The sequence below is a fragment of the Paraburkholderia sp. FW306-2-2C-D06C genome (assembly GCF_058781505.1).
The window spans coordinates 1-21,984 of the sequence record NZ_JBYSWU010000056.1 but is presented as its reverse complement, the minus strand read 5'-3'; the positions used below and the strand labels follow the sequence as shown (position 1 = coordinate 21,984).

General features: G+C 62.8%; 21 protein-coding genes and 1 other RNA gene. 17 read left to right on the top strand and 5 right to left on the bottom strand.

Annotation, left to right across the window (positions count from 1 at the left end):
- Positions 1 to 10: 10 nt before the first annotated feature.
- The 4 genes from AC3WLT_RS30610 (at position 11) to AC3WLT_RS30595 (ending at position 3,800) form a co-directional block, all read left to right on the top strand.
- Positions 11 to 562 (top strand): LPS-assembly lipoprotein LptE, encoded by a 552-nt coding sequence (locus AC3WLT_RS30610; protein ID WP_492595388.1) that lies wholly within the window; start codon positions 11 to 13, stop codon positions 560 to 562.
- Between the two features lie 55 nt (positions 563 to 617).
- Positions 618 to 1,745, top strand: a complete 1,128-nt coding sequence (gene holA / locus AC3WLT_RS30605) for a DNA polymerase III subunit delta (RefSeq protein ID WP_492595387.1) — start codon at positions 618 to 620, stop codon at positions 1,743 to 1,745.
- A 245-nt stretch (positions 1,746 to 1,990) separates the two neighbouring features.
- Entirely contained in the window at positions 1,991 to 3,262 is a 1,272-nt protein-coding gene (locus tag AC3WLT_RS30600) for a glutamate-5-semialdehyde dehydrogenase (RefSeq protein ID WP_492595386.1), read from the top strand.
- Between the two features lie 121 nt (positions 3,263 to 3,383).
- On the top strand, positions 3,384 to 3,800 hold the full coding sequence (locus AC3WLT_RS30595; RefSeq protein ID WP_492595385.1) for a CopD family protein: 417 nt from the start codon (positions 3,384 to 3,386) through the stop codon (positions 3,798 to 3,800).
- Positions 3,801 to 3,831: 31 nt separating this feature from the next.
- Here AC3WLT_RS30595 and AC3WLT_RS30590 read toward each other — a convergent pair whose 3' ends face one another.
- Positions 3,832 to 4,677 carry a MurR/RpiR family transcriptional regulator gene (locus tag AC3WLT_RS30590; RefSeq protein ID WP_492595384.1) on the bottom strand — a complete coding sequence of 282 codons (846 nt, stop codon included), beginning with the start codon at positions 4,675 to 4,677 and terminating at the stop codon, positions 3,832 to 3,834.
- Between the two features lie 291 nt (positions 4,678 to 4,968).
- Between AC3WLT_RS30590 and edd the strand changes: the two genes are divergently transcribed.
- From edd to AC3WLT_RS30570, 4 genes are all read left to right on the top strand, one after another.
- Positions 4,969 to 6,876, top strand: coding sequence for a phosphogluconate dehydratase (gene edd / locus AC3WLT_RS30585; RefSeq protein ID WP_492595383.1), 1,908 nt, complete (start codon positions 4,969 to 4,971; stop codon positions 6,874 to 6,876).
- 11 nt (positions 6,877 to 6,887) lie between these two features.
- Positions 6,888 to 7,532: a bifunctional 4-hydroxy-2-oxoglutarate aldolase/2-dehydro-3-deoxy-phosphogluconate aldolase gene (eda, locus tag AC3WLT_RS30580; RefSeq protein ID WP_492595382.1), complete on the top strand. Its 645-nt coding sequence runs from the start codon at positions 6,888 to 6,890 to the stop codon at positions 7,530 to 7,532.
- Between the two features lie 253 nt (positions 7,533 to 7,785).
- Positions 7,786 to 9,234, top strand: a complete 1,449-nt coding sequence (locus AC3WLT_RS30575) for a GntP family permease (protein WP_492595381.1) — start codon at positions 7,786 to 7,788, stop codon at positions 9,232 to 9,234.
- A gap of 10 nt (positions 9,235 to 9,244) precedes the next feature.
- Complete coding sequence (locus AC3WLT_RS30570; protein ID WP_492595380.1) at positions 9,245 to 9,748, top strand: gluconokinase; 504 nt, start codon at positions 9,245 to 9,247, stop codon at positions 9,746 to 9,748.
- 104 nt (positions 9,749 to 9,852) lie between these two features.
- Here AC3WLT_RS30570 and purB read toward each other — a convergent pair whose 3' ends face one another.
- Positions 9,853 to 11,241 carry an adenylosuccinate lyase gene (gene purB, locus AC3WLT_RS30565; protein ID WP_492595379.1) on the bottom strand — a complete coding sequence of 463 codons (1,389 nt, stop codon included), beginning with the start codon at positions 11,239 to 11,241 and terminating at the stop codon, positions 9,853 to 9,855.
- Positions 11,242 to 11,515: 274 nt separating this feature from the next.
- On the opposite strand from purB, the gene AC3WLT_RS30560 reads away from it, so the two are divergent.
- From AC3WLT_RS30560 to AC3WLT_RS30535, 6 genes are all read left to right on the top strand, one after another.
- A complete protein-coding gene (locus tag AC3WLT_RS30560) occupies positions 11,516 to 12,472 on the top strand; it encodes a LysR family transcriptional regulator (protein ID WP_492595378.1) in 957 nt (318 codons plus the stop codon).
- Between the two features lie 136 nt (positions 12,473 to 12,608).
- On the top strand, positions 12,609 to 13,922 hold the full coding sequence (locus tag AC3WLT_RS30555) for a Glu/Leu/Phe/Val family dehydrogenase (RefSeq protein WP_492595377.1): 1,314 nt from the start codon (positions 12,609 to 12,611) through the stop codon (positions 13,920 to 13,922).
- A 294-nt stretch (positions 13,923 to 14,216) separates the two neighbouring features.
- Positions 14,217 to 15,110, top strand: coding sequence for a glutamate/aspartate ABC transporter substrate-binding protein (locus tag AC3WLT_RS30550; RefSeq protein WP_492595376.1), 894 nt, complete (start codon positions 14,217 to 14,219; stop codon positions 15,108 to 15,110).
- Positions 15,111 to 15,192: 82 nt separating this feature from the next.
- Positions 15,193 to 15,933: an amino acid ABC transporter permease gene (locus tag AC3WLT_RS30545; protein ID WP_492595375.1), complete on the top strand. Its 741-nt coding sequence runs from the start codon at positions 15,193 to 15,195 to the stop codon at positions 15,931 to 15,933.
- A complete protein-coding gene (gene gltK, locus AC3WLT_RS30540) occupies positions 15,933 to 16,610 on the top strand; it encodes a glutamate/aspartate ABC transporter permease GltK (RefSeq protein ID WP_492595374.1) in 678 nt (225 codons plus the stop codon). Before AC3WLT_RS30545 ends, gltK begins: the two co-directional genes overlap by 1 nt.
- Positions 16,607 to 17,332, top strand: coding sequence for an amino acid ABC transporter ATP-binding protein (locus AC3WLT_RS30535; protein ID WP_492595373.1), 726 nt, complete (start codon positions 16,607 to 16,609; stop codon positions 17,330 to 17,332). The genes gltK and AC3WLT_RS30535 overlap by 4 nt, the downstream gene beginning before the upstream one ends.
- A gap of 101 nt (positions 17,333 to 17,433) precedes the next feature.
- Here the strand turns inward: AC3WLT_RS30535 and AC3WLT_RS30530 are convergent, their stop codons facing one another.
- Complete coding sequence (locus AC3WLT_RS30530; protein ID WP_492595372.1) at positions 17,434 to 18,360, bottom strand: class II glutamine amidotransferase; 927 nt, start codon at positions 18,358 to 18,360, stop codon at positions 17,434 to 17,436.
- Between the two features lie 176 nt (positions 18,361 to 18,536).
- Here AC3WLT_RS30530 and pyrC point away from each other — a divergent pair, with 176 nt between their 5' ends.
- From pyrC to rnpB, 3 genes are all read left to right on the top strand, one after another.
- Entirely contained in the window at positions 18,537 to 19,598 is a 1,062-nt protein-coding gene (gene pyrC, locus AC3WLT_RS30525) for a dihydroorotase (RefSeq protein WP_492595371.1), read from the top strand.
- Positions 19,599 to 19,609: 11 nt separating this feature from the next.
- The gene (locus tag AC3WLT_RS30520) at positions 19,610 to 20,437 is read left to right on the top strand and encodes a DUF3025 domain-containing protein (RefSeq protein ID WP_492595370.1); all 828 of its coding nucleotides are present in this window, start codon (positions 19,610 to 19,612) and stop codon (positions 20,435 to 20,437) included.
- A gap of 106 nt (positions 20,438 to 20,543) precedes the next feature.
- Positions 20,544 to 20,957: RNase P RNA component class A (gene rnpB / locus AC3WLT_RS30515), an RNA gene on the top strand.
- A gap of 102 nt (positions 20,958 to 21,059) precedes the next feature.
- On the opposite strand, the gene AC3WLT_RS30510 is transcribed toward rnpB, so the two are convergent.
- Both AC3WLT_RS30510 and AC3WLT_RS30505 read right to left on the bottom strand, forming a co-directional pair.
- On the bottom strand, positions 21,060 to 21,482 hold the full coding sequence (locus AC3WLT_RS30510) for an OsmC family protein (protein WP_492595369.1): 423 nt from the start codon (positions 21,480 to 21,482) through the stop codon (positions 21,060 to 21,062).
- A gap of 319 nt (positions 21,483 to 21,801) precedes the next feature.
- Positions 21,802 to 21,984, bottom strand: a 183-nt coding sequence (locus AC3WLT_RS30505) for a hypothetical protein (RefSeq protein ID WP_492595368.1), incomplete at its 5' end; no start/stop codon positions are given.

Genomic DNA, 21,984 nt, shown 5'->3' with positions numbered 1-21,984 from the left:
AGGAGCCAATGTGACTCGCAGATCGTTTTTGACGCTGGCTTGCAGCGTGCTGATGTTGACCGCTTGCGGCTTCCAGCTGCGCGGCCAGCAGGACTACGCATTCAAACGCCTCTATGTCTCCGGCGGTTCGGCAGCGGCCGGCGCGCGGCTCACGCGCATCGTGCAGGGCGGCAGCGATACGGTGGTGGTCAATTCGGTCTCGAATGCCGACGCGACGCTGCAGATTACCGAAGGCCGCGGCACCAGTACGCTGACCTTGAACTCGCTCGGCGTGGTCGAGGAGTATCAGATGAATCTTTCGATGAACTACACGCTGGTCGGCAAGGACGGCACCGTGCTGATTCCGCCGAGCGTGATCGCGTTGAACCGCGCGATGACCTATAGCGACCAGTACTCGCAGGCCAAGGCCGCGGAATCGGACATTCTGTTCGCCGACATGGAAAACGACGCAATCGACCAGCTCACGCGCCGTCTGGCGATCGTGAAGTCGCTGCATCCGGCGCCGGGCCAGGGCGTGCCGGCGGTCGCGCCGCGCGCGCCGTTGCCGCCGCCGCCGCTGTGAGCGTCGCCGCTTTGTCTTCGTTGTCTTATTTGTTCAATCTCGCCGATCGGTAGCCATGCAATTGCGACTTGACGCGCTTGAAGCGCATCTCGCCAGGGGACTCGCCGGACTGTACGTCGTGTACGGCGACGAGCACCTGCTCGCGCAGGAAGCATGCGACCGGATTCGCGCGACGGCGCGGGCGGCCGGTTTCACCGACCGCTCAGTGTTTTCTGTCGAGCGCGGCTTCGACTGGAGTTCGCTGCTTGGCGCGAGTCAGTCGATGTCGCTGTTCGGCGACCGCCAACTGGTCGAATTGCGCATTCCGTCGGGCAAGCCCGGCAAGGAAGGCGCGGATGCGCTGAAGGCGCTCGCCGGCGCTGTCAATGACGACGTGCTGACCATGATCACGCTGCCGCGGCTCGATGCGGCCACGCAAAAGTCCGCATGGTTTACCGCGCTGGCCGATGCGGGCGTCGCGCTGAAAATCGATCCGGTCGAGCGCGCGCAGTTGCCGAACTGGGTCGGCCAGCGTCTCGCAGCCCAAGGCCAGCGAGTCGCCGCCGGCGAAGAAGGGCGGCGCGCGTTGGCGTTCATTGCCGAGCGCGTGGAAGGCAATCTGCTCGCCGCGCATCAGGAAATTCAGAAACTCGGGCTGCTCTATCCGGCCGGTACGTTGAGCTTCGAACAGATTCAGGACGCCGTGCTGAATGTCGCCCGTTACGACGTCTTCAAGCTGAACGAAGCGATGCTGGCGGGCGACGTCGGCCGTTTGTCGCGCATGCTCGACGGTTTGCGCGGCGAAGGCGAGGCTGCCGTGCTGGTGCTGTGGGCGGTTGTCGAAGAAGTGCGCACGCTGTTGCGGATCAAGCGCGGCGTCGCGGCGGGCAAGCCGCTTGCGATGCTGGTGCGCGAGAACCGCGTGTGGGGTCCGCGCGAGCGGCTGATCGGACCGGCGCTGTCGCGCGTCACCGAGGGCGCGCTGGAGAAGGCGCTTGCTTTGGCCGCGCGGCTGGATCGCCAGGTGAAGGGTCTTTCCGGCGGCACGCCGGGCAATCATCGTAACGATCCGCCGCCCGACCCTTGGGACGGCCTGTTCGAACTGGCCATGACTGTGGCTTCGCCGAAAAAAGCGGCGTCAGTGCCGCCACCGCGACCTCGTCCGGCGGCAACTGCGTCGGCATCGGCACGAAGGCCAGTCTGATCTGCCTGGACTGCCGCGGCGGTTTGGCGCGGCTCGATGCGCAAGAGCGGTAAGGCGTGAGTTGCACCGCCGGCGGTTTCGACGGCGTCTCTTAACGCCGACGTCCAGGATGCAGAGAGTCAAGCCCTTGGAACCACCGCCGCCGCGCCGAGCAAAGCGCCGCCACCCGACTTACAATCGTTTCATCTTTCGCTCATTCTGCCTGTCCGCTGCACGTGAACGTGCGCGGCATCACGAGAATCACCATGGATATCGACCAGTACATGACCGACCTCGGCCGCCGCGCCCGCCACGCTTCGCGTGCGATGGCGCGGGCGTCGACGGCGGCGAAGAATGCCGCACTCGCGGCCGTTGCCCAGGCGATCGAACGCGAGTCCGCGTCGCTCAAGGAAGCCAACGCGCGCGACGTCGCGCGGGCCCGCGACAAAGGTCTGGACGCTGCGTTCATCGACCGTCTGACGCTGTCGGACAAGGCGCTGAAGACGATGGTCGAAGGTTTGCGGCAAGTCGCCGCGCTGGCCGATCCGATAGGCGAAATCAGCAATCTGAAGTACCGGCCGAGCGGCATTCAGGTCGGTCAGATGCGCGTGCCGCTCGGCGTGATCGGCATCATCTACGAATCGCGTCCGAACGTGACGATCGACGCCGCCGCGCTGTGCCTGAAGTCCGGCAACGCGACGATTCTGCGCGGCGGCTCCGAAGCGCTCGAATGCAACACGGCGCTTGCGAAGCTGATCGGCGAAGGGCTGGAAGCTGCCGGTTTGCCGCAGGACGCCGTGCAAGTGGTGGCTACGTCGGATCGCGCCGCGGTGGGCAAGCTGATCACGATGACCGAATACGTCGACGTGATCGTGCCGCGCGGCGGCAAGAGCCTGATCGAGCGCCTGATGAACGAAGCGCGCGTGCCGATGATCAAGCACCTCGACGGCATCTGCCACGTGTATGTCGACGATCGCGCCGATCTGGCCAAGGCGCTGACCGTCTGCGACAACGCCAAGACGCACCGCTACGGCACCTGCAACACAATGGAAACGCTGCTGGTCGCGCGCGGTATCGCGGCTGAAGTGCTGCCGCCTTTGGGCAAGCTGTACCGCAGCAAGGAAGTCGAACTGCGGGTGGATGCCGCGGCGCGGGCGGTATTGTCGGAGGCGGGCGTGGGTCCGCTCGTCGATGCCACCGAAGAAGACTGGCGCACCGAGTATCTCGCGCCGGTGTTGGCGATCAAGGTGGTCGACGGTCTCGACGCGGCGATCGAACACATCAACACGTACAGCTCGCGGCACACCGACGCGATTGTCACCGAAGACCACGACCGCGCGATGCGTTTCCTGCGTGAAGTCGATTCGGCGAGCGTGATGGTCAACGCGTCGACGCGTTTCGCGGACGGCTTTGAATTCGGCTTGGGCGCGGAAATCGGCATCTCGAACGACAAGCTGCACGCGCGCGGGCCGGTAGGGCTGGAAGGGCTGACGTCGCTGAAATACGTGGTGCTGGGGCACGGCGAAGGCCGGCAGTAACCATGCAGGGCGGCCAGCACCACCAGGACCGCGGCAATAGCGCGGCTGTGCAACGCAGCCGCGCCAACTCGCTCGAAACACGCCAAACAATCGCACAGGTACAAGGTACAAGGACCGCCAGATGCTCTGGGTAAAGACGTTTCACATCGTTCTGATTGCTTCCTGGTTCGCCGGCCTGTTCTATCTGCCGCGCATCTTCGTCAATCTGGCGATGGAAACGGAACCCGCCGCGGTGAGGCGCTTGCTGCTCATGGCGCGCAAGCTGTTTCGCTTTATGTCGTTGATTGCGGTGCCGGCGCTGTTGTGCGGCGTGTGGCTATGGCTCGTGGTGGGGATCGGCCGCGGGCAAGGCTGGATTCATGCGAAGGTGGGCGTGGTCGTGCTGCTGATCGTGTATCACGTGTACTGCGGCGTGTTGCTGCGGACCTTCGAGCGCGGTGAGAATACGCGCTCGCATAAGTGGTATCGGATGTTCAATGAACTGCCGGTGCTGGGGATGCTGGCGGCGGTGGCTTTGGTTGTTTTGAAGCCGTTTTGAGGCAGCACGCGCCGGACTTGCGTGCGGCGCGTCAGCCGCCAGGGTCAATCCGGCGTCGATTAATCACTTCCTTCGCCTGAGCCAGCTTGCCGACCAGTTCCGGTCCACGGCTCAACGCCACGCCCACCGCCAGAATGTCGCCAATCGCCAGATGCGAGACGCGCGAGGTCATCGGCGAAAAGATATCCGTATCTTCATCGACGTTGGCGAACAAGCCGACCGTCGCGAGCCGCGCGAGCGGCGAGTTGCCGTGCGTGATCGCGATCACTTTGGCGCCCGCGGCGAGCGCCAACTTTGCCGCGTCGACGATATCGCGCGTGCGGCCCGTATTCGAGATTGCCACCACTACGTCGCCAACGCCCAGCAGCGCCGCCGACATCAGAAACGTATGCGGGTCCGAATACGCGACGCTCGGCATGCCGAGGCGAAAGAACTTGTGCTGCACGTCGAGCGCGGCAATGCCCGAGCCGCCCGCGCCGTAGAACTCGATGCGCCGCGCCTGCGCCAGCAGCGCGATCGCCGCCGCCACGCTGTCCGACGACAGGTTGTTGCGCACCTGGATCAGCGCGCCGATGGTCCGGTCGAGCACCTTCGCGGCGACGCCCGGCGTCGGCTCGTCGGGTCGCACGTCGCGGTAGACGGCGGGCACTTCCGCGGCGATGCCTTGCGCCAGCCGGATCTTGAACTCGCGGAAGCCCGAAAAACCGAGCGCATGACAGAACCGCGCAATGGTCGGCTGGCTGACGCCGGCACGCGCGGCCACCTCGGTCATCGACAGATCCAGCACCTCGCGTGGCGCTTCGATCACGTAATCGGCCAGCTTGCGCTCGGACGGGCGCAGTTGCTCGCGCATCTCTTCCACCTGAGACAGCATCATTGGAAAACTCGCACTATGCTGAAGAATGCGTGGACTATATCTGATTGCCCAGGAAGGTACAAAAACTACATTTAATGCTCTAGGTGTAATCCCTGGGTTTTGCGTGCTCATCGCCGATTGGCTGCCAGTAAGGCGATACGGGCAATTCGAAGATGCGGCAGTGCAGCAGGGGTCGTCATTGCGATCATGTAGTTTTTCTACTAAGATTGCGTCGTCGGTTGATCCGACATCCCCGCGACACCTGCCTGGCATAGTGCGCGCGCACCCGAGGCCAGCGACGAAGGAGCTCCGATGGTTTCCCCGCATTCGCAATTGTTGAAGGTCACGCAACGCGTGATCGAGCGCAGCAAGCCCACTCGCGAGGCGTATCTGGCCCGCATCGAACACGCTCAAGGCAAATTCCCGGCGCGCGGCGCGCTCTCGTGCGCCAATCTGGCCCACGGTTTTGCCGGCCTCGAAGGCAACGACAAGCTCGTCATCAAGCAGATTCGCCAGCCGAACATCGGCATCGTGTCGGCGTATAACGAAATGCTGTCCGCGCACGCGCCGTACAAAAACTACCCGGACATCATCAAGGACGCCGCGCGTGAAAACGGCGGCGTCGCGCAATTCGCGGGCGGCGTGCCGGCGATGTGCGACGGCGTCACGCAAGGCAATGCGGGCATGGAACTGTCGTTGTTCTCGCGCGAAGTGATCGCGATGAGCACGGCCGTCGCCCTCACGCACAACATGTTCGACGCGGCGCTGTGCCTCGGCATCTGCGACAAGATCGTGCCGGGTCTGCTGATCGGCGCGCTGCAATTCGGCCATCTGCCGACGATTTTCGTGCCGGCCGGCCCGATGGGCAGCGGCCTCTCGAACGACGACAAAGCCAAGACCCGCCAGCTCTTCGCCACCGGCCAGTGCGGCCGTGACGCGCTGCTCGAAGCGGAAGCCGCCGCCTATCACAGCCACGGCACCTGCACCTTCTACGGCACCGCGAACAGCAATCAGATGCTGATGGAAGTGATGGGCCTGCATCTGCCGGGTTCCGCCTTCGTGCATCCGCATACGCCGCTGCGCGACGCGCTGACCGCGCAGGCCGCGCGCCGCGTGCTCGATCTGACGGTGGAGCGCGGCAACTACATGCCGATCGGCCGCGTGATCGACGAGAAAGCGATCGTCAACGGCATCGTCGCGTTGCTGGCGACGGGCGGTTCGACCAACCATACGCTGCACCTGGTCGCAATCGCACGGGCGGCCGGCATCGTGATCGACTGGGACGACTTCGACACGTTGTCGCAAGCCGTGCCGCTGCTCGCGAAGATTTACCCGAACGGCAAGGCCGACGTGAATCACTTCCACGCGGCCGGCGGCGTCGCGTTCCTGGTCCGCAATCTGCTGGAAGGCGGCTTGCTGCATGAAGACGTGAACACCGTCGCGGGCAAGGGCCTCAAGCACTATACGGAAGAGCCGAAGCTGCTCGACGGCAAGCTGCGATGGGTGCCGGGCGCGCAGGTCAGCGAAGACACCGCGGTGCTGCGCGGCATCGAGGAACCGTTCCAGCCCGACGGCGGCTTGCGTCTGATGCAGGGCAAGCTCGGCCGCGGCGTGATCAAGATCTCGGCGGTCGCAGCGCAGCATCGCAAGGTGAAGGCGCCGGCCATCGTGTTCGATTCGCAGGAAGCCGTGCAGGAAGCTTTCGACAACGGCGAGCTGAAGCGCGATTTCATCGCGGTGGTGCGCTTCCAGGGCGCGCGCGCAAACGGCATGCCCGAGTTGCACCGTTTGACGCCGCTGCTCGGTGTGTTGCAGGATCAAGGTTTCCACGTCGCATTGGTCACGGACGGCCGCATGTCGGGCGCTTCGGGCAAGGTGCCGGCGGTGATCCACCTGTCGCCGGAAGCGTTGCTGCAAGGCCCGATCGGCAAGGTCCGCACCGGCGACATGCTGGTGATCGACGCGGAAGCCGGTGTGCTCGACATCGAAATCGATGCAGCCGAATGGGCGGCGCGGCCGGAGGCGATGCCGCAGCATCAGGCGGAAAACGAAGTCGGCTTCGGCCGCGAATTGTTCGGTGTGTTCCGTGCGGCGGCGGCGCCCGCGGAGCAGGGCGCCTCGGTGTTCGGCCCGATGGTCGGCGAACGCCACGCGCACCACGGCGGACAAGCCAGCGAACACTCGAGCACCACTCAAGCCAGCCACGTGCTGCAGAAATAAGGAGTCTGACTATGACGGCGAAAACAGTTAGCGATATCGTGCGCCTCGGCCCGGTGATTCCGGTGCTCGCGTTCGATTCGGTCGAACAGGGTGAACATGTGTCGCGCGCGCTGCACGCGGGTGGCGTGAAGGTGCTCGAAATCACGCTGCGCACCGCGGCCGGTCTGGAAGCGATCGAGCGCGCGAGCCAGTTGGCCGAGGACATCGTGGTCGGCGTCGGCACGATCACGAAGCCCGAGCATTGCGCTCAGGCGAAGAAAGCGGGCGCACAGTTCGGCGTGTCGCCGGGCCTGACAAAAGACATGCACAAGGCCGCGCAAGATGCGGGCTTGCCGCTGCTGCCGGGCGTGATGACGCCGACCGACATCATCGCGGCGCTGGAACTCGGCTACGAAATCGTCAAGTTTTTCCCGGCGCAGCAGGCCGGCGGCTTGCCGATGCTGCAAGCTTTCTACGGCCCGTTCCCGACGCTGAAGTTCTGCCCGACCGGCGGCATTACGGCTGAAACCGCCACGCATTTCCTGTCGCAGCCGAACGTGGTGTGCGTCGGCGGTTCATGGCTGACGCCGAAAGCGGCGCTCGCCGCGCAAAACTGGGACGAAGTCACGCGCCTCGCGCGCGCCGCCAGCCAGCTGGCCGCGCCTGCCCATCACTAGAACGAAACGGCACGTGCTTTAGTCCGCGATCAAGGTTGACGCAAAGAAGCCTCGTCGATACGGCCTCTCAGGCTGTTGCGGCGAGGCTTCTTTCGATATGCGCGCCACTTTTGCGCGCCTTAAGACTCGACAGCAAGTAAAATTCAGCGTCCGCGCGGCAAGCCGGGTTTTCGGGCGCCGCCTCAGGCCGCTGCGAGACAAGGTGTCAGCCGCGTTCCGCACTCAGAATCAATAACGCACAAGGAGGAGCTTCATGGAAGCTGTCCACGGCAGCATGCTGCTGGTCTTCGCGGTGATCGCCATCGCACTGCTGATCTTGATGATCACGCGCTTCAAGGTCTATCCGTTTCTCGTCCTGATCATCGTATCGCTGCTGCTGGGTCTCGTATCCGGCATGCCGATCGGCACGATCGTCAAATCTTTCGAAACCGGCAACGGCAATACGCTCGGCCACATCGCGGTCGTGGTCGGCCTCGGCACGATGCTCGGCAAATTGATGGCCGAATCCGGCGGCGCGGAGCGCATTGCCACTACGCTGATCGAGTGGTTCGGTGAGAAGAACATTCATTGGGCGATGATGGTCGTGGCGATCATCGTCGGCTTGCCGGTGTTCTTCGAAGTCGGTTTCGTGCTGCTGATTCCGATCGCATTCAACGTCGCCAAACGCACCAATAAATCACTGCTGCTGGTCGGCTTGCCGATGGTCGCGGGCCTTTCGGTCGTGCACGGCCTGATTCCGCCGCACCCGGCTGCGATGCTCGCGGTGCAGCAATATCACGCCGATATCGGCAAGACGATTGCCTACGGTCTGATCGTGGGCGTGCCGACGGCGATCGTCGCCGGTCCGCTGTTCGCGTTGCTCATCAGCCGCTATATCAAGCTGCCGAACAACAACCCGCTCGCCGCGCAATTCCTCGGCCACCCTGACGACGCGCAAAATAACGCGACGAGCGCGACGAGTGCGACGAGTGCGACGAGTGCGACGAGTGCGACGAGTGCGACGAGTGCGACGAGCGCGGCGCCGAAGCGCGAACTGCCGAGCTTCGGCGTGACGCTGTTCACGATCCTGCTGCCGGTGATCCTGATGCTGGTCGGCAGCTGGGCCGACCTCGTCTTCACGCCGAAGACCTTGCCGAACGATCTGCTGCATTTTGTCGGCAATTCGGATGTCGCGCTGTTGTTCGCCGTGCTGGTCAGCTTCTGGACCTTCGGCGCGAGCCGCGGCTTCAATCGCGAGCAGATCCAGAAGTTCTGCGGCGAATGTCTTGCGCCGATCGCGGGCATCACGCTGATCGTCGGCGCGGGCGGTGGTTTTGGGCGCGTGCTGATGGATAGCGGCATTTCGAAGGAAATCGTCGCCGTCGCGACGGCCATGCATCTGTCGCCGCTGCTGTTCGGCTGGCTGGTGGCCGCGCTGATTCGTCTGGCCACGGGTTCGGCGACGGTCGCAATGACCACCGCGTGCGGCATCGTCGCGCCGATCACAGCCGCCAGCGGCGTGCAGGTTACGCCGGAATTGCTGGTGCTTGCCACGGGTTCGGGCTCGCTGATTTTCTCGCACGTCAACGACGGCGGTTTCTGGCTGATCAAGGAATATTTCGGTATGACGGTGGGGCAGACCTTCAAGACATGGTCGCTCCTCGAGACCATCATCTCGCTGATGGGTTTGCTGTTGACCTTCGCGCTCGCGACGGTCGTGTAAGGAGTATTTGATGATTCTGATCGCAATGGGCGTGTCGGGCGCCGGCAAAACGAGGATTGGCGAAATGCTGGCCGAACGCCTGCACTGCGCATTCACCGACGGCGACGCGTTTCACAGCGCCGCCAACAAAGAGAAAATGCACCACGGCATTCCGCTCACCGACGAAGACCGCTGGCCGTGGCTGCAAACCATCCGCGCAGCGATCGAAGAGAAGCAGAAGGCGGGCGAGAAGGCGGTGTTCACGTGTTCGTCGCTGAAGCGCTCGTACCGCGATGTTCTGCGTGGCGGCAGCAATGGCGACAAGGATGTGTGCTTCGTCTATCTGAAGGGTTCGTACGACGTGCTGCGCGAACGGCTGACCACGCGCACCGGCCATTTCTTCGATCCGTCGCTGTTGCAGAGCCAGCTCGAAACGCTCGAAGAACCGGGCCCCGATGAAGCGATTACGGTGAGCATCGAGTTGTCGCCGGAAGAGATCGTCGATGAGGTGTTGAAGCAGATGAAGGCGCGGTGAGGCTTTTCGACGCTCACGCAGCAAGATGAAAAAAGGCGCTCCGAGTGTGAGCGCCTTTTTTTGGCTGATTTTTATGCCTGAAGCAACGAGGCAATGACTGGGTCTTAAGCGATCCGCTTCGCCAGTTCCACCGCCTTGCCGACATACGATGCCGGCGTCATCGCGAGCAAGCGATCCTTCGCGTCCTGCGGAATAGCCAGAGCGCCGACGAACGTCTGCAATGCTTCACGCGTGATGCCCTTGCCGCGCGTGAGCTCTTTCAGTTGCTCATACGGATTCTCGATGCCATAGCGGCGCATCACCGTTTGCACCGGCTCGGCCAGCACTTCCCAGCAGTTGTCGAGGTCTTCGTTCAGACGCTGCGGATTCACTTCGAGCTTGTCCAGACCGCGGATCAGCGCGTCGTATGAGAGCAGCGAGTAGCCGAACGCGACGCCCATGTTGCGCAGCACCGTCGAGTCGGTCAGGTCGCGCTGCCAGCGCGACACCGGCAGCTTGTCGGCAAGGTGGCGCAGCGTGGCGTTCGCGAGGCCGAGGTTGCCTTCCGAATTTTCGAAGTCGATCGGATTGACCTTGTGCGGCATCGTCGACGAACCGATTTCGCCGGCCTTCGTGCGTTGCTTGAAATAGCCCTGCGAGATGTAGCCCCACACGTCGCGGTCCAGATCCAGCAGGATCGTGTTGGCGCGCGACACGGCGTCGAACAGCTCGGCCATGTAATCGTGCGGTTCGATCTGGATCGTGTACGGATTGAACGTGAGCTTCAGACGCTGTTCGACCACTTCGCGCGAGAACGCTTCCCAGTCGAATTCCGGATACGCGGACAGGTGCGCATTGAAGTTGCCGACCGCGCCGTTCATCTTGCCGAGCAGTTCGACCTTCGCGACGCGGTCGATCGCGCGTTCCAGGCGCGCGGCGACGTTGGCGATTTCCTTGCCGAGGGTGGTGGGGCTGGCCGGCTGGCCGTGCGTGCGCGACAGCATCGGCTGTTCGGCATGCGCATGCGCCAGGGCGACGAGGCGCTGATGCACCGAGCGCAGCGCCGGCAGAATCACGTGCTCACGGGCGCCGGCCAGCATCAGGCCGTGCGACGTGTTGTTGATGTCTTCCGAGGTGCACGCGAAGTGGATGAACTCGCTTGCGCGCTCCAGTTCTTCCTGACCCTTCACCGATTCCTTCAGCCAGTACTCGACCGCCTTCACGTCGTGATTCGTCACGCGTTCGATGTCCTTGATGCGCGCGGCGTCGTGCGCGGTGAAGCGCTCGGCCAATTGCAGCAGGAATTGCTCGGACGCTTCGGAAAAGCGCGGCACTTCGGCGAAACCGGCGCGCGACAAGGCGATCAGCCAATGGATTTCAACCGTCACGCGATGGCGCATGAACGCGGCTTCCGAAAGCCAGTCGCGCAGGGCTTCGGTTTTCGAGGCGTAGCGGCCGTCGAGCGGGGAGAGCGCTGTCAGCGCGAACAGAGTGTCGGGGCGGGTGTCGGACATGATGGCGGCGGGTTGGGGCGTTGAGCGCCCAATGAGCGCTCAGTGACCAGTTCGGGAACGGAGGGAACCGCGAATTTTACCACTGTGCCGCTGTTTGCCCGATCTCGGGATCGATCCCGCCACGAACCTGGCCCGCGCCACGTCCGCGGCAGGTCTGCTTTGAGCCCGCATCAAAGCCGCGCCGATGCCCTCGATGCCCTGGCGATGCGCCGGCGCCGCAGCCGCGCCGCTAGAATGCTGACTTCTTCTCTCCCCGCCGGCGGCAGGCTTTCGCATGGAACTGAAATGGCTCGAGGACTTCGTTTCGCTAGCGGAAACGCGTAGTTTCAGCCGCTCGGCCGAATTGCGCCACGTCACGCAGCCGGCGTTTTCGCGGCGCATCCAGGCCTTGGAGGCGTGGCTCGGCACGGAATTGATCGACCGGTCGGTCTACCCGACGCGGCTGACTGCGGCCGGCCAGGTGTTCAACGAGCAGGCGCTCACGATGCTGTCGCAGTTCCACGAGGCGCGCGCGCTGCTGCGCGGGCACACGGCGACGCCGCAGGCGACCATCGAGTTCGCGGTGCCGCACACGCTCTCGCTGACCTACTTCCCGCGCTGGCTGCAACGCATCGAAGCGCAGATGGGCCCGATCCACACGCGGCTGCGCGCACTGAATGTGCACGATGCGGCTTTGTCGCTGGTGGAAGGCGGCTGCGATCTGATGATGGGCTATCACCATCCCAGCCACCCGGTCGCGCTCGATCCGGCGCGCTACGACATGCTGACGCTCGGCAACGAGCCGATCAGCCCGTTCTCGGCGCCGGGCCGCGCGGGCCGGCCGCGTTACACGCTGCCGGGCAGTTCCGAGGTGCCGACACCTTATCTCTCGTACACGCCGAACGCGTACCTCGGCCGCATGACCGAAGTGATCCTCGCCAACGCGCCCGAGCGTCTGTATCTGGACCGCCTGTACGAAACCGACATGGCCGAAGGGCTCAAGGCGATGGCGCTGGCCGGCCACGGCATCGCGTTTCTGCCGCACAGCGCGGTGGAAGACGCGGTCGCCGACGGCAAGCTGATCCGGCTGGATCGCGCGACCCGCGGCACGCCCGAAGGTCAGCTCACGCTGACCATGGAGATCCGTCTCTATCGCGACAAGCTGGCGGCGAAAAGCGACGATGCGCGGCAGATACTCGTGCGTCAGCTGTGGGACGTGGTGTCGGACGAACTGGGACAGCGGGCCGCCTGAAACTGCTCGGGTACGACGTCAAATTGCAGGTTTTCGATGATTATGCAAAAAAAACATAATCGGATAAGGAAACGGCATTGGATTTCAAATTGGCGTTTTTCGACAATGGCGGCATTCGATCAACGCCGGAGCGTTCATGTCTTCCCAGCAGCCAGTCGCACAATCCGCATCATCGTTGCAGTCCATCCCGTCCTACCTCAATAGCGAAGACCTCGGCCCCTGGGGCAACTACTTGCGCCAGGTCGACCGCGTCGCGCCGTACCTCGGCTCGCTGTCCCGCTGGCTCGAAACCCTGAAGCGCCCGAAGCGCATTCTGATCGTCGATGTGCCTATCGAACTCGATAACGGCACGGTCGCGCACTTCGAAGGCTATCGCGTGCAGCACAACGTGTCGCGTGGTCCGGGTAAGGGCGGCGTGCGTTACCACCAGGACGTGACGCTGTCGGAAGTGATGGCGCTGTCGGCATGGATGTCGGTCAAGAACGCTGCGGTGAACGTGCCGTACGGCGGCGCGAAGGGCGGCATCCGGGTCGATCCGCGCACGCTGTCGCGTGGTGAACTGGAGCGCGTGACGCGCCGCTACACCAGCGAAATCGGCATCATCATCGGACCGAATACCGACATCCCCGCGCCGGACGTGAACACGAACGAGCAGATCATGGCGTGGATGATGGACACGTACTCGATGAACCAGGGCCAAACGGCCACGGGCGTCGTGACCGGCAAGCCGATCACGCTCGGCGGTTCGCTCGGCCGCAAGGAAGCCACTGGCCGCGGCGTGTTCGTGGTCGGTTGCGAAGCGGCGCGCCGCATCGGCTTCGACATCGAAGGCGCGCGTATTGCCGTGCAAGGCTTCGGCAACGTCGGCGGGATTGCAGCGCGTCTGTTCCAGGAAGCGGGCGCCAAGGTGGTCGCGGTGCAGGACCACACCGGGTCGCTCTACAAGTCGAGCGGGATCGATGCGGGCGCATTGCTCGAGCACGTTGCGAAGACCGGCGGTGTCGGCGGCTTCCCGGAAGCCGACGCGATCGCGAACGAAGACTTCTGGACCGTCGAATCGGACATCCTGATTCCGGCCGCGCTGGAAAACCAGATCACCGAGAAGAACGCCGGCAAGATCAAGACGAAGATCGTCGTGGAAGGCGCCAACGGCCCGACCACCACCGCGGCGGACGACATTCTGCGCGACCGCGGCATCCTCGTGATTCCGGACGTGGTGGCCAATGCGGGCGGCGTGACGGTGTCGTACTTCGAATGGGTGCAGGATTTCTCGAGCTTCTTCTGGACCGAAGACGAGATCAACCAGCGTCTCGAGCGCGTGATGCGCGAAGCGTTCGCCGCAGTGTGGCAAGTGTCGAGCGAGCAGAATGTGTCGGTGCGGACCGCGGCGTTTATCGTGGCCTGCAAGCGGATTCTGCAAGCACGTGAAATGCGTGGCCTGTACCCCTGATTTGTCTGCGTGAAACAGCCGGTCCGCCACCTTGCGGGCCGCTGCCAATCCTTGCTTCGACGCGGTTCACGAGACCGCGTGCATCACCCGGCGGGCGGCATCGTATCGATGCTGCCCGTCTTTGCATATCCGGAAAAGGTTGACCGACCGGGCGGAAGCGCCGTAAACCCTCTAGCACGCCCCCCGGAGGAAGTCCCCTTGGGGGGCGCGCAACAAACATGGTTTATAGCCGTACTTTCAGAATAATTACTTTGCTAAACTGGCGCCGGTTCTTGCCAAGGAAGGAGATCACACATGAAGGTTAAAAAAGCTGCGCTGCTGCTCGCGACTCTCGGACTGTTCACAGTTGGCGCGCATGCGCAAGACGCCGGTACGCTGAAAAAGATCAAGGACACGGGCGTGATTTCGCTGGGGCATCGCGAATCGTCGATCCCGTTTTCGTACTACGATGACAAGCAGAACGTCATCGGTTATTCGCAGGAATTCGCACTGAAGGTGGTGGACGCGGTCAAGGCCAAGCTGAATATGCCTAACCTGAAGGTCAAGCTCACCCCTGTCACGTCGCAAAACCGTATTCCGCTGGTGCAGAACGGCACCGTCGACATGGAATGCGGCTCGACCACCAATAACGCCGAGCGCCAGCAACAGGTTTCGTTCTCGAACACCATCTTCGTGATCGGCACGCGTCTGATGACCAAGAAGGATTCGGGCATCAAGGACTGGGCCGACCTGAAGGGCAAGACGGTCGTCACGACCGCCGGCACGACCTCCGAGCGCCTGCTTCGCAAGATGAATCAGGACAAGAGCATGGGCATGAACATCATCAGCGCGAAGGACCACGGCGAGTCGTTCCTGACGCTGTCCACCGGCCGCGCTGCCGCGTTCATGATGGACGACGCGCTGCTGGCAGGAGAACGCGCCAAGTCGAACAACCCGGGCGATTTCGTGATTGCCGGCACGCCGCAATCGCATGAAGCGTACGGCTGCATGCTGCGCAAGAACGATCCGGAGTTCAAGAAGGTGGTCGACGACGCGATCGCGAAGGTCGAAACCTCGGGTGAAGCGTCGGCCATCTACAAGAAGTGGTTCGAATCGCCGATTCCGCCGAAGGGCCTGAACCTGGCCTTCCCGGAAAGCGACGACATGAAGGCGCTCTACAAGAGCCCGAATGACAAGGCAATCGATTAAACCTTAGCTGTTTTTTTGAAACGCTGAACGAAACGGAAGGGGCCACGCGCTTCTTCCGTTTCTTTTTGCTGGAGTCTTGGTCATGTCATATCACTGGAACTGGAGCATTTTGCTGAGTCCGGTCTCCACCGGCGAGCCGACCACTTATCTGGGCTGGCTGATGTCCGGCTTCTGGGTGACGATTACCGTGTCGCTGTCGGCATGGGTAATCGCGCTGATCGTCGGTTCGTTTTTCGGTGTGCTGCGTACGGTGCCGAACAAATGGGCGTCCGGCATCGGTACGGTCTACGTCGCGATTTTCCGCAACATCCCGCTGATCGTACAGTTCTTCATCTGGTATCTGGTGATACCGGAGTTGCTGCCGGTGTCGATCGGCACCTGGTACAAGCAATTGCCGCCGAGTGCGCAGTTTTTCTCGTCGTCGATCGTGTGTCTTGGGCTCTTTACCGCCGCGCGCGTGTGCGAACAGGTGCGCTCGGGCATCAACGCGCTGCCGAAGGGCCAACGCGCCGCGGGTCTGGCGATGGGTTTCACGCAATGGCAGACGTACCGTTATGTGCTGCTGCCGGTCGCGTACCGGATCATCGTGCCGCCGCTCACGTCCGAGTTTCTGAATATCTTCAAGAACTCGGCGGTCGCCTCGACGATCGGTCTGCTGGATCTGTCCGCACAGGCGCGCCAGCTGGTCGACTACACGTCACAGACGTATGAGTCGTTTATCGCCGTCACGCTGGCCTATGTGCTGATCAATCTGGTCGTGATGCAACTGATGCGCTGGGTCGAAGCCAAGACCCGGTTGCCCGGCTATATCGGAGGCAAGTGATGCACCATTTCGACTGGAGCAGTATTTCGGGCGCACTGCCTACGCTGTGGACCGGCGCCATCATCACGCTCAAGATCACGCTGATCGCGATCGTGATCGGCATCGTCTGGGGCACCATTCTCGCGATGATGCGGCTGTCGTCGTTCAAGCCGCTCGAATGGTTCGCGAAGGGCTACGTCACGGTGTTCCGTTCGATCCCGCTGGTGATGGTTCTGCTGTGGTTCTTCCTGATCGTGCCGCAGGTGCTGCAAAACGTGCTGGGGCTGTCGCCGGATATCGACATCCGCCTCGCCTCCGCGATGGTCGCTTTCTCGCTGTTCGAGGCGGCGTACTATTCGGAGATCATCCGCGCCGGCATTCAGTCGGTGCCGCGCGGGCAGGTCAATGCGTCGTTCGCGCTCGGCATGAACTACGCGCAGGCCATGCGTCTCGTGGTGCTGCCGCAGGCGTTCCGCGCGATGGTGCCGCTGCTGCTGACGCAAGGTATCGTGCTGTTTCAGGATACGTCGCTCGTCTATGTGATCAGCCTCGCCGACTTCTTCCGCACCGCTACGAATATTGGCGACCGTGACGGCACGAATGTCGAAATGGTACTGTTCGCGGGCGCGTGTTATTTCGTGATCTGTGTGGTCGCGTCGAGCCTCGTCAAAGGTCTTCAGAAAAAGGTCGCAAGATGATCTCAATCAAGAATGTTTCGAAGTGGTACGGCCAGTTTCAGGTGCTGACCGACTGCACGACGGAAGTCAAAAAAGGTGAAGTGGTGGTGGTGTGCGGGCCGTCGGGCTCGGGCAAGTCCACGCTGATCAAAACCGTGAACGGACTCGAGCCGTTCCAGAAGGGTGAGATCGTCATCAACGGTCAATCGCTGAATGACAAGAAAACCAATCTGTCGAAGCTGCGCGCGAAAGTCGGCATGGTGTTCCAGCACTTCGAGCTGTTCCCGCATCTGTCGATCGTGCAGAACCTGACGCTCGCGCAGGTCAAGGTGCTCGGCCGCTCGAACGACGAAGCGACGGCGAAGGGGCTGAAGCTGCTCGATCGCGTCGGTCTGCGTGCGCATGCGGATAAGTTTCCGGGGCAGTTGTCAGGCGGTCAGCAGCAGCGTGTGGCGATTGCACGCGCGCTGTCGATGGACCCGATCGCTATGCTGTTCGACGAGCCGACCTCCGCGCTCGACCCGGAAATGATCAACGAAGTGCTCGACGTGATGGTCGAACTCGCGCAGGAAGGCATGACCATGATGTGCGTCACGCACGAAATGGGCTTTGCGAAGAAAGTCGCGCATCGCGTGATCTTCATGGACAAGGGCTTGATCGTCGAAGACGACCGCAAGGAAGACTTCTTCGCGAATCCGAAGTCGGATCGCGCGAAGGACTTTCTGGCGAAGATTCTGCACTGAGTTTGCCGCGACGCTTCACGCTTCGGCAGAAAAAAGCCGCTTCGGGAGAAGCGGCTTTTTCATTTGCTGCTTGCGTGCGTTTGGGGTTTGACGCGCGGGGATCAGGACTCGAACGCAGCGGCATCGTCCGCCGCTTCGAGGTCGACTTCAGCCGTTGCCGCGGCTCCAACGGAAGCCGCGATCGTGGTCGCCGAAGCCGATGCATCCAGCGCCGGGTTGCGCAGCTTCTCGAGCACGGCGGCCGGCACCGGCACATTGACGCGGCCGATCACTTCGCCGTGCTGGAACATCATCAGGTCGCCGGGTTGGAACGCGGTCCACACTTCGTTATCGGTGAGCGGTTGCGTCGCGATCACGGCGACGCGGTCTTCCGGCGTCGTGTACTTGGCGAAATCGATCGACACGTCCGCATCGACCAGATGCGCGGTGGAAAACGGCCAGCGCCGCACGATGAAGTGCAGGTGCGTCGAGCAATGCGCGAACAACGCCTGGCCGTTCGACATCAGGAAATTGAACACGCCGAACTGCGTGATCTCGCGCGTGAGCGTTTCGAGCGCGGCGAACAGTTCTTCAAGCGGTGGCTGGCAGCCGGGAAAGGCCTTGCGCAAACCTTGTAGCAGCGCGCAGAACGCGAGCTCGCTATCGGTCGTGCCGACAGGCTGATAGACGCCGGTCAGCGGGGGCGAATAATTTTTCAGGTCGCCGTTGTGCGCGAAGATCCAGTGCCGACCCCACAGTTCGCGCATGAAAGGATGGCAGTTCTCCAGCAGGATGTGCCCCTGGGTCGCCTTGCGGATATGCGCGATCGTGTTCTTCGATTTGATCGGGTAGCGCTTGACCATCTCGGCGATCGGCGAGGTGGCCGACGATTGATGGTCGATGAACAGGCGGCAGGCTTTGTCTTCGAAGAAGGCGATGCCCCAGCCGTCGGCATGGTGATCGGTGACGCCGCCGCGCGCCGCAAAGCCGGTGAACGAGAACGTGACGTCCGTCGGCGCGGCGCAGTTCATTCCGAGAAGTTGGCACATGTTGCGGGTAAGCCTGTGAACGGGGCAAGCCGTTACAATGATGATTTTCAAAGCATATCACCGAGCCAGAACCGCCAAATAGCTAAATTGACGTGTGTTCAGGCCGCAACGCTGCGGTTTGCTGCGGTATCCACCCGTCGATTGGCTTTGTCGCCGAGGTTCGTCCCCCTCTCGCCATGACTGCTTCTACTGCTTCCCTCGATTCCCTCACACTCGCCCGCCCGGACGATTGGCATTTGCACGTTCGCGACGGCGCGATGCTAGCCGCCGTGCTGCCGGACACCGCGCGCCAGTTCGGCCGCGCGATCATCATGCCGAACCTGAAGCCGCCGGTCACCACTACCGCCATGGCGCAGGCGTACCGCGAGCGCATCGTCGCCGCGATTCCGGCGGGCGCGAAGTTCGAGCCGCTGATGACGCTGTACCTGACCGACAACACCCCGCCTGACGAAATCCGCCGCGCGCGCGCAAGCGGCTTCGTGCACGGCGTGAAGCTGTATCCGGCGGGCGCGACGACCAACTCGGACGCGGGCGTCACCGACATCATGAAGTGCGCGAAGACGCTGGAAGTCATGCAGGAAACCGGCATGCCCCTGCTGGTGCACGGCGAAGTGACGGATGCGTCGATCGATCTGTTCGATCGCGAGAAGGTGTTCATCGATCGCGTGATGACGCCGCTGCGCCGCGAGTTTCCGGCGCTGAAGGTGGTGTTCGAGCACATCACCACGAAGGACGCCGTCGACTACATTCGTGAAGCCGGCGTGGCCCCGGGTCTGCTGGGCGCGACGGTCACCGCGCACCATCTGCTGTACAACCGCAACGCGATCTTCCAGGGCGGCATTCGCCCGCATTACTACTGCCTGCCGGTGTTGAAGCGCGAGACGCATCGCGTGGCGCTGGTCGAGGCCGCGACCTCGGGCAATCCGCGCTTCTTCCTCGGCACCGATAGCGCGCCGCATCCGAAGGGCTTGAAGGAGCACGCGTGCGGCTGCGCGGGCTGCTACACGGCGCTGCACGCGCTCGAACTGTATGCGGAAGCGTTCGATAAAGCGGGCGCGCTGGATAAGCTCGAAGGCTTCGCGAGCTTCTTCGGGGCGGATTTCTACGGTCTGCCGCGCAGCGAGGAACAAGTCACGTTACGTCGCGAGGAATGGACGCTGCCCGCTGAATTGCCGGTCGGCGATACGCCGGTTGTGCCGTTGCGCGGTGGCGAGCCGATTGGCTGGCGGCTGGTCTGAGGCCGGACTGGATGCAGGTGCAGGAGGCGGCGCGCGTGGGTTTCGCCGATATCGACTGGTCGACGCCGTGGTTCGCGCAGTTTGCCGCGCGCGGCGAGCGCTGGCAGCAGGCCGCGCTTAAAGGCTATGCGGAGTTGCTCGCCGAAATGAACGCGGATGCCGGCGCGATGCAGCAGCGCACCGGCCGCGGCCAGCGCCTCGCGTTCATCGCGCAGGACGATTTGCCGCCAGGAGCGGCTTACGAGGCGCATATCGCGTCGACCGGCTGCGTGCCGACGCGCCACAATCTGCATGACTTCTTCAACGCGTCGATGTGGTTTGCGTTTCCGCGCATCAAGGCGGCGCTGAACGCGCGGCAGTCGGCGGCGATCGAAGTTTTAGGCGTCGGGCCGACCCGCGGCGGCGTGCGCGATACGCTGACTCTGTTCGACGAAAACGCGTTGCTGTTCGCCTGCGCGGACCCGGCATTGGGCGCGGCCCTGCGCGGATTCGACTGGCAGACGCTGCTGGTTTCCCGGCGTGGTGCGTGGGGCACGCATTGCGAAGTGCGCTGCTTCGGTCACGCGTTGCTGGAAAAGCTGATCGCGCCATTCAAGGCGTGCACGGGTCACGCGTGGATCGTCGATGTACCGTCTGACTACTTTGGATGGCCCGCCGTGGCGCGCAACGCATGGCTGGACGAAGCGGTCAGCCATGCGTTGCTGGGTACCGAAGCTTTGACGAGCCGCCTGTTCGCGCCGCTACCCGTACTGGGCATTCCGGGCTGGTGGCCTGACAACGAATTGCCCGCGTTTTACGACGACGCGTCGGTGTTCCGCGCAGGGCGCCGTTCGCGCTAAAGCGTCCGCAGGCGCGGCGCGGGCGTCGTAAGCGATGCCGCCCGGTCGGCTATTTCCGCCGCGCAAGCCGCTTGCCGCCCGTCGCGGTGGTAAAATCCGCTCCAGCAAAGCAGGCTAGGCAGTCGCGGCTTCTGCGGCTTCGGCCAAAGAGGGCGAGGAAAGTCCGGACTCCACAGGGCAGGGTGATGGCTAACGGCCATCCGTGGTGACACGCGGAACAGGGCAACAGAAAGCAAACCGCCGATGGCCCGGCGCAAGCCGGGATCAGGTAAGGGTGAAACGGTGCGGTAAGAGCGCACCGCGGCTGCTGCAAGGCAGACCGGCACGGTAACCTCCACCCGGAGCAATTCCAAGTAGGCAGGCGCGCATCTTCGAGATGCAGGACGGGGCCCCCGTCTCGTCTGCGGGTAGGAAGCTTGAGCGCGTCAGTAATGGCGCGCCTAGAGGAATGGCTGCCACGCGCGCGGCGTTTTCGGACGCGGCGCGTGCACAGAATCCGGCTTATCGGCCTGCTTTGCCACCACCCAATGAAAAATGCCGGCGTCCGTGTGGACGCCGGCATTTTCTTTTGATGCTTGCCATTGCCTGCATTAAGTGCGCTATCTGCGCCGAAACGCCGTGCTCAGCTCGCGACGATATCGAACGAGTGCGACAGTTCGGCCGTTTTCGCGATCATGATCGACGCCGAGCAGTATTTGTCGTGCGACAGATTGATGGCTCGCTCCACGGTAGCCGGGTTCAGATTCTTGCCGGTCACGGTGAAGTGGAAGTGGATACTGGTGAACACCTTCGGATCTTCGCTTGCGCGTTCGGCCTTCAGCGTCACCGAGCAACCGGCCACTTCCTGGCGGCTTTTCTTCAGGATCATCACGACGTCGTACGCCGTGCAGCCGCCTGTGCCGAGCAGAACCATTTCCATCGGACGCGGCGCGAGATTGCGGCCGCCGCCTTCCGGCGCGCCGTCCATCATGACCAGATGGCCGCTGCCCGTCTCGGCGGCGAACGCCATCCCGTCTTGCCCCATCCAGCTAACTTTGCATTCCATCCTGTGCTCCACCGCGCGTCGCTTGTCTTCGAGACGGCATTGTAGCCCGGCGTTTGCGTATCCGCCCGGAGGGACTTCGGTGAGAAATTATGCACAATGACCGCTTGCGTGTTGCGGTGCGGTATGTTCCGCCGATTCGGGAATGCCCTAAAGGACTTAGGGGTTTTACTCTAGTCGATGTCTGCCTTCACAGCCGCTCCATAGCGATCTTGTATTTGATTTAAAAGAGAATTTCCAGTGCGATGGCAGATTGGTGCATGTCTCACATAGTGAAATTGCATTTCGCAATGCAAATGTTCTTGCATCGCACAAGGGGGCCTCATATAATCGATCCCATCGGTTGCAGCAGTTCTGCAACCTCCGCTGTCTCCTCCACCTCCTCCTTTGGTGGATTAAACCCGAACCGCTCGTTCGGGTTTTTTTTCGGTGCGCCGAGCATGCGCAACAGCTTGGGGGTGCAAGTCCCCTGCCCAACCTGATGGTGGTGAAGGGCTAGTGAAAC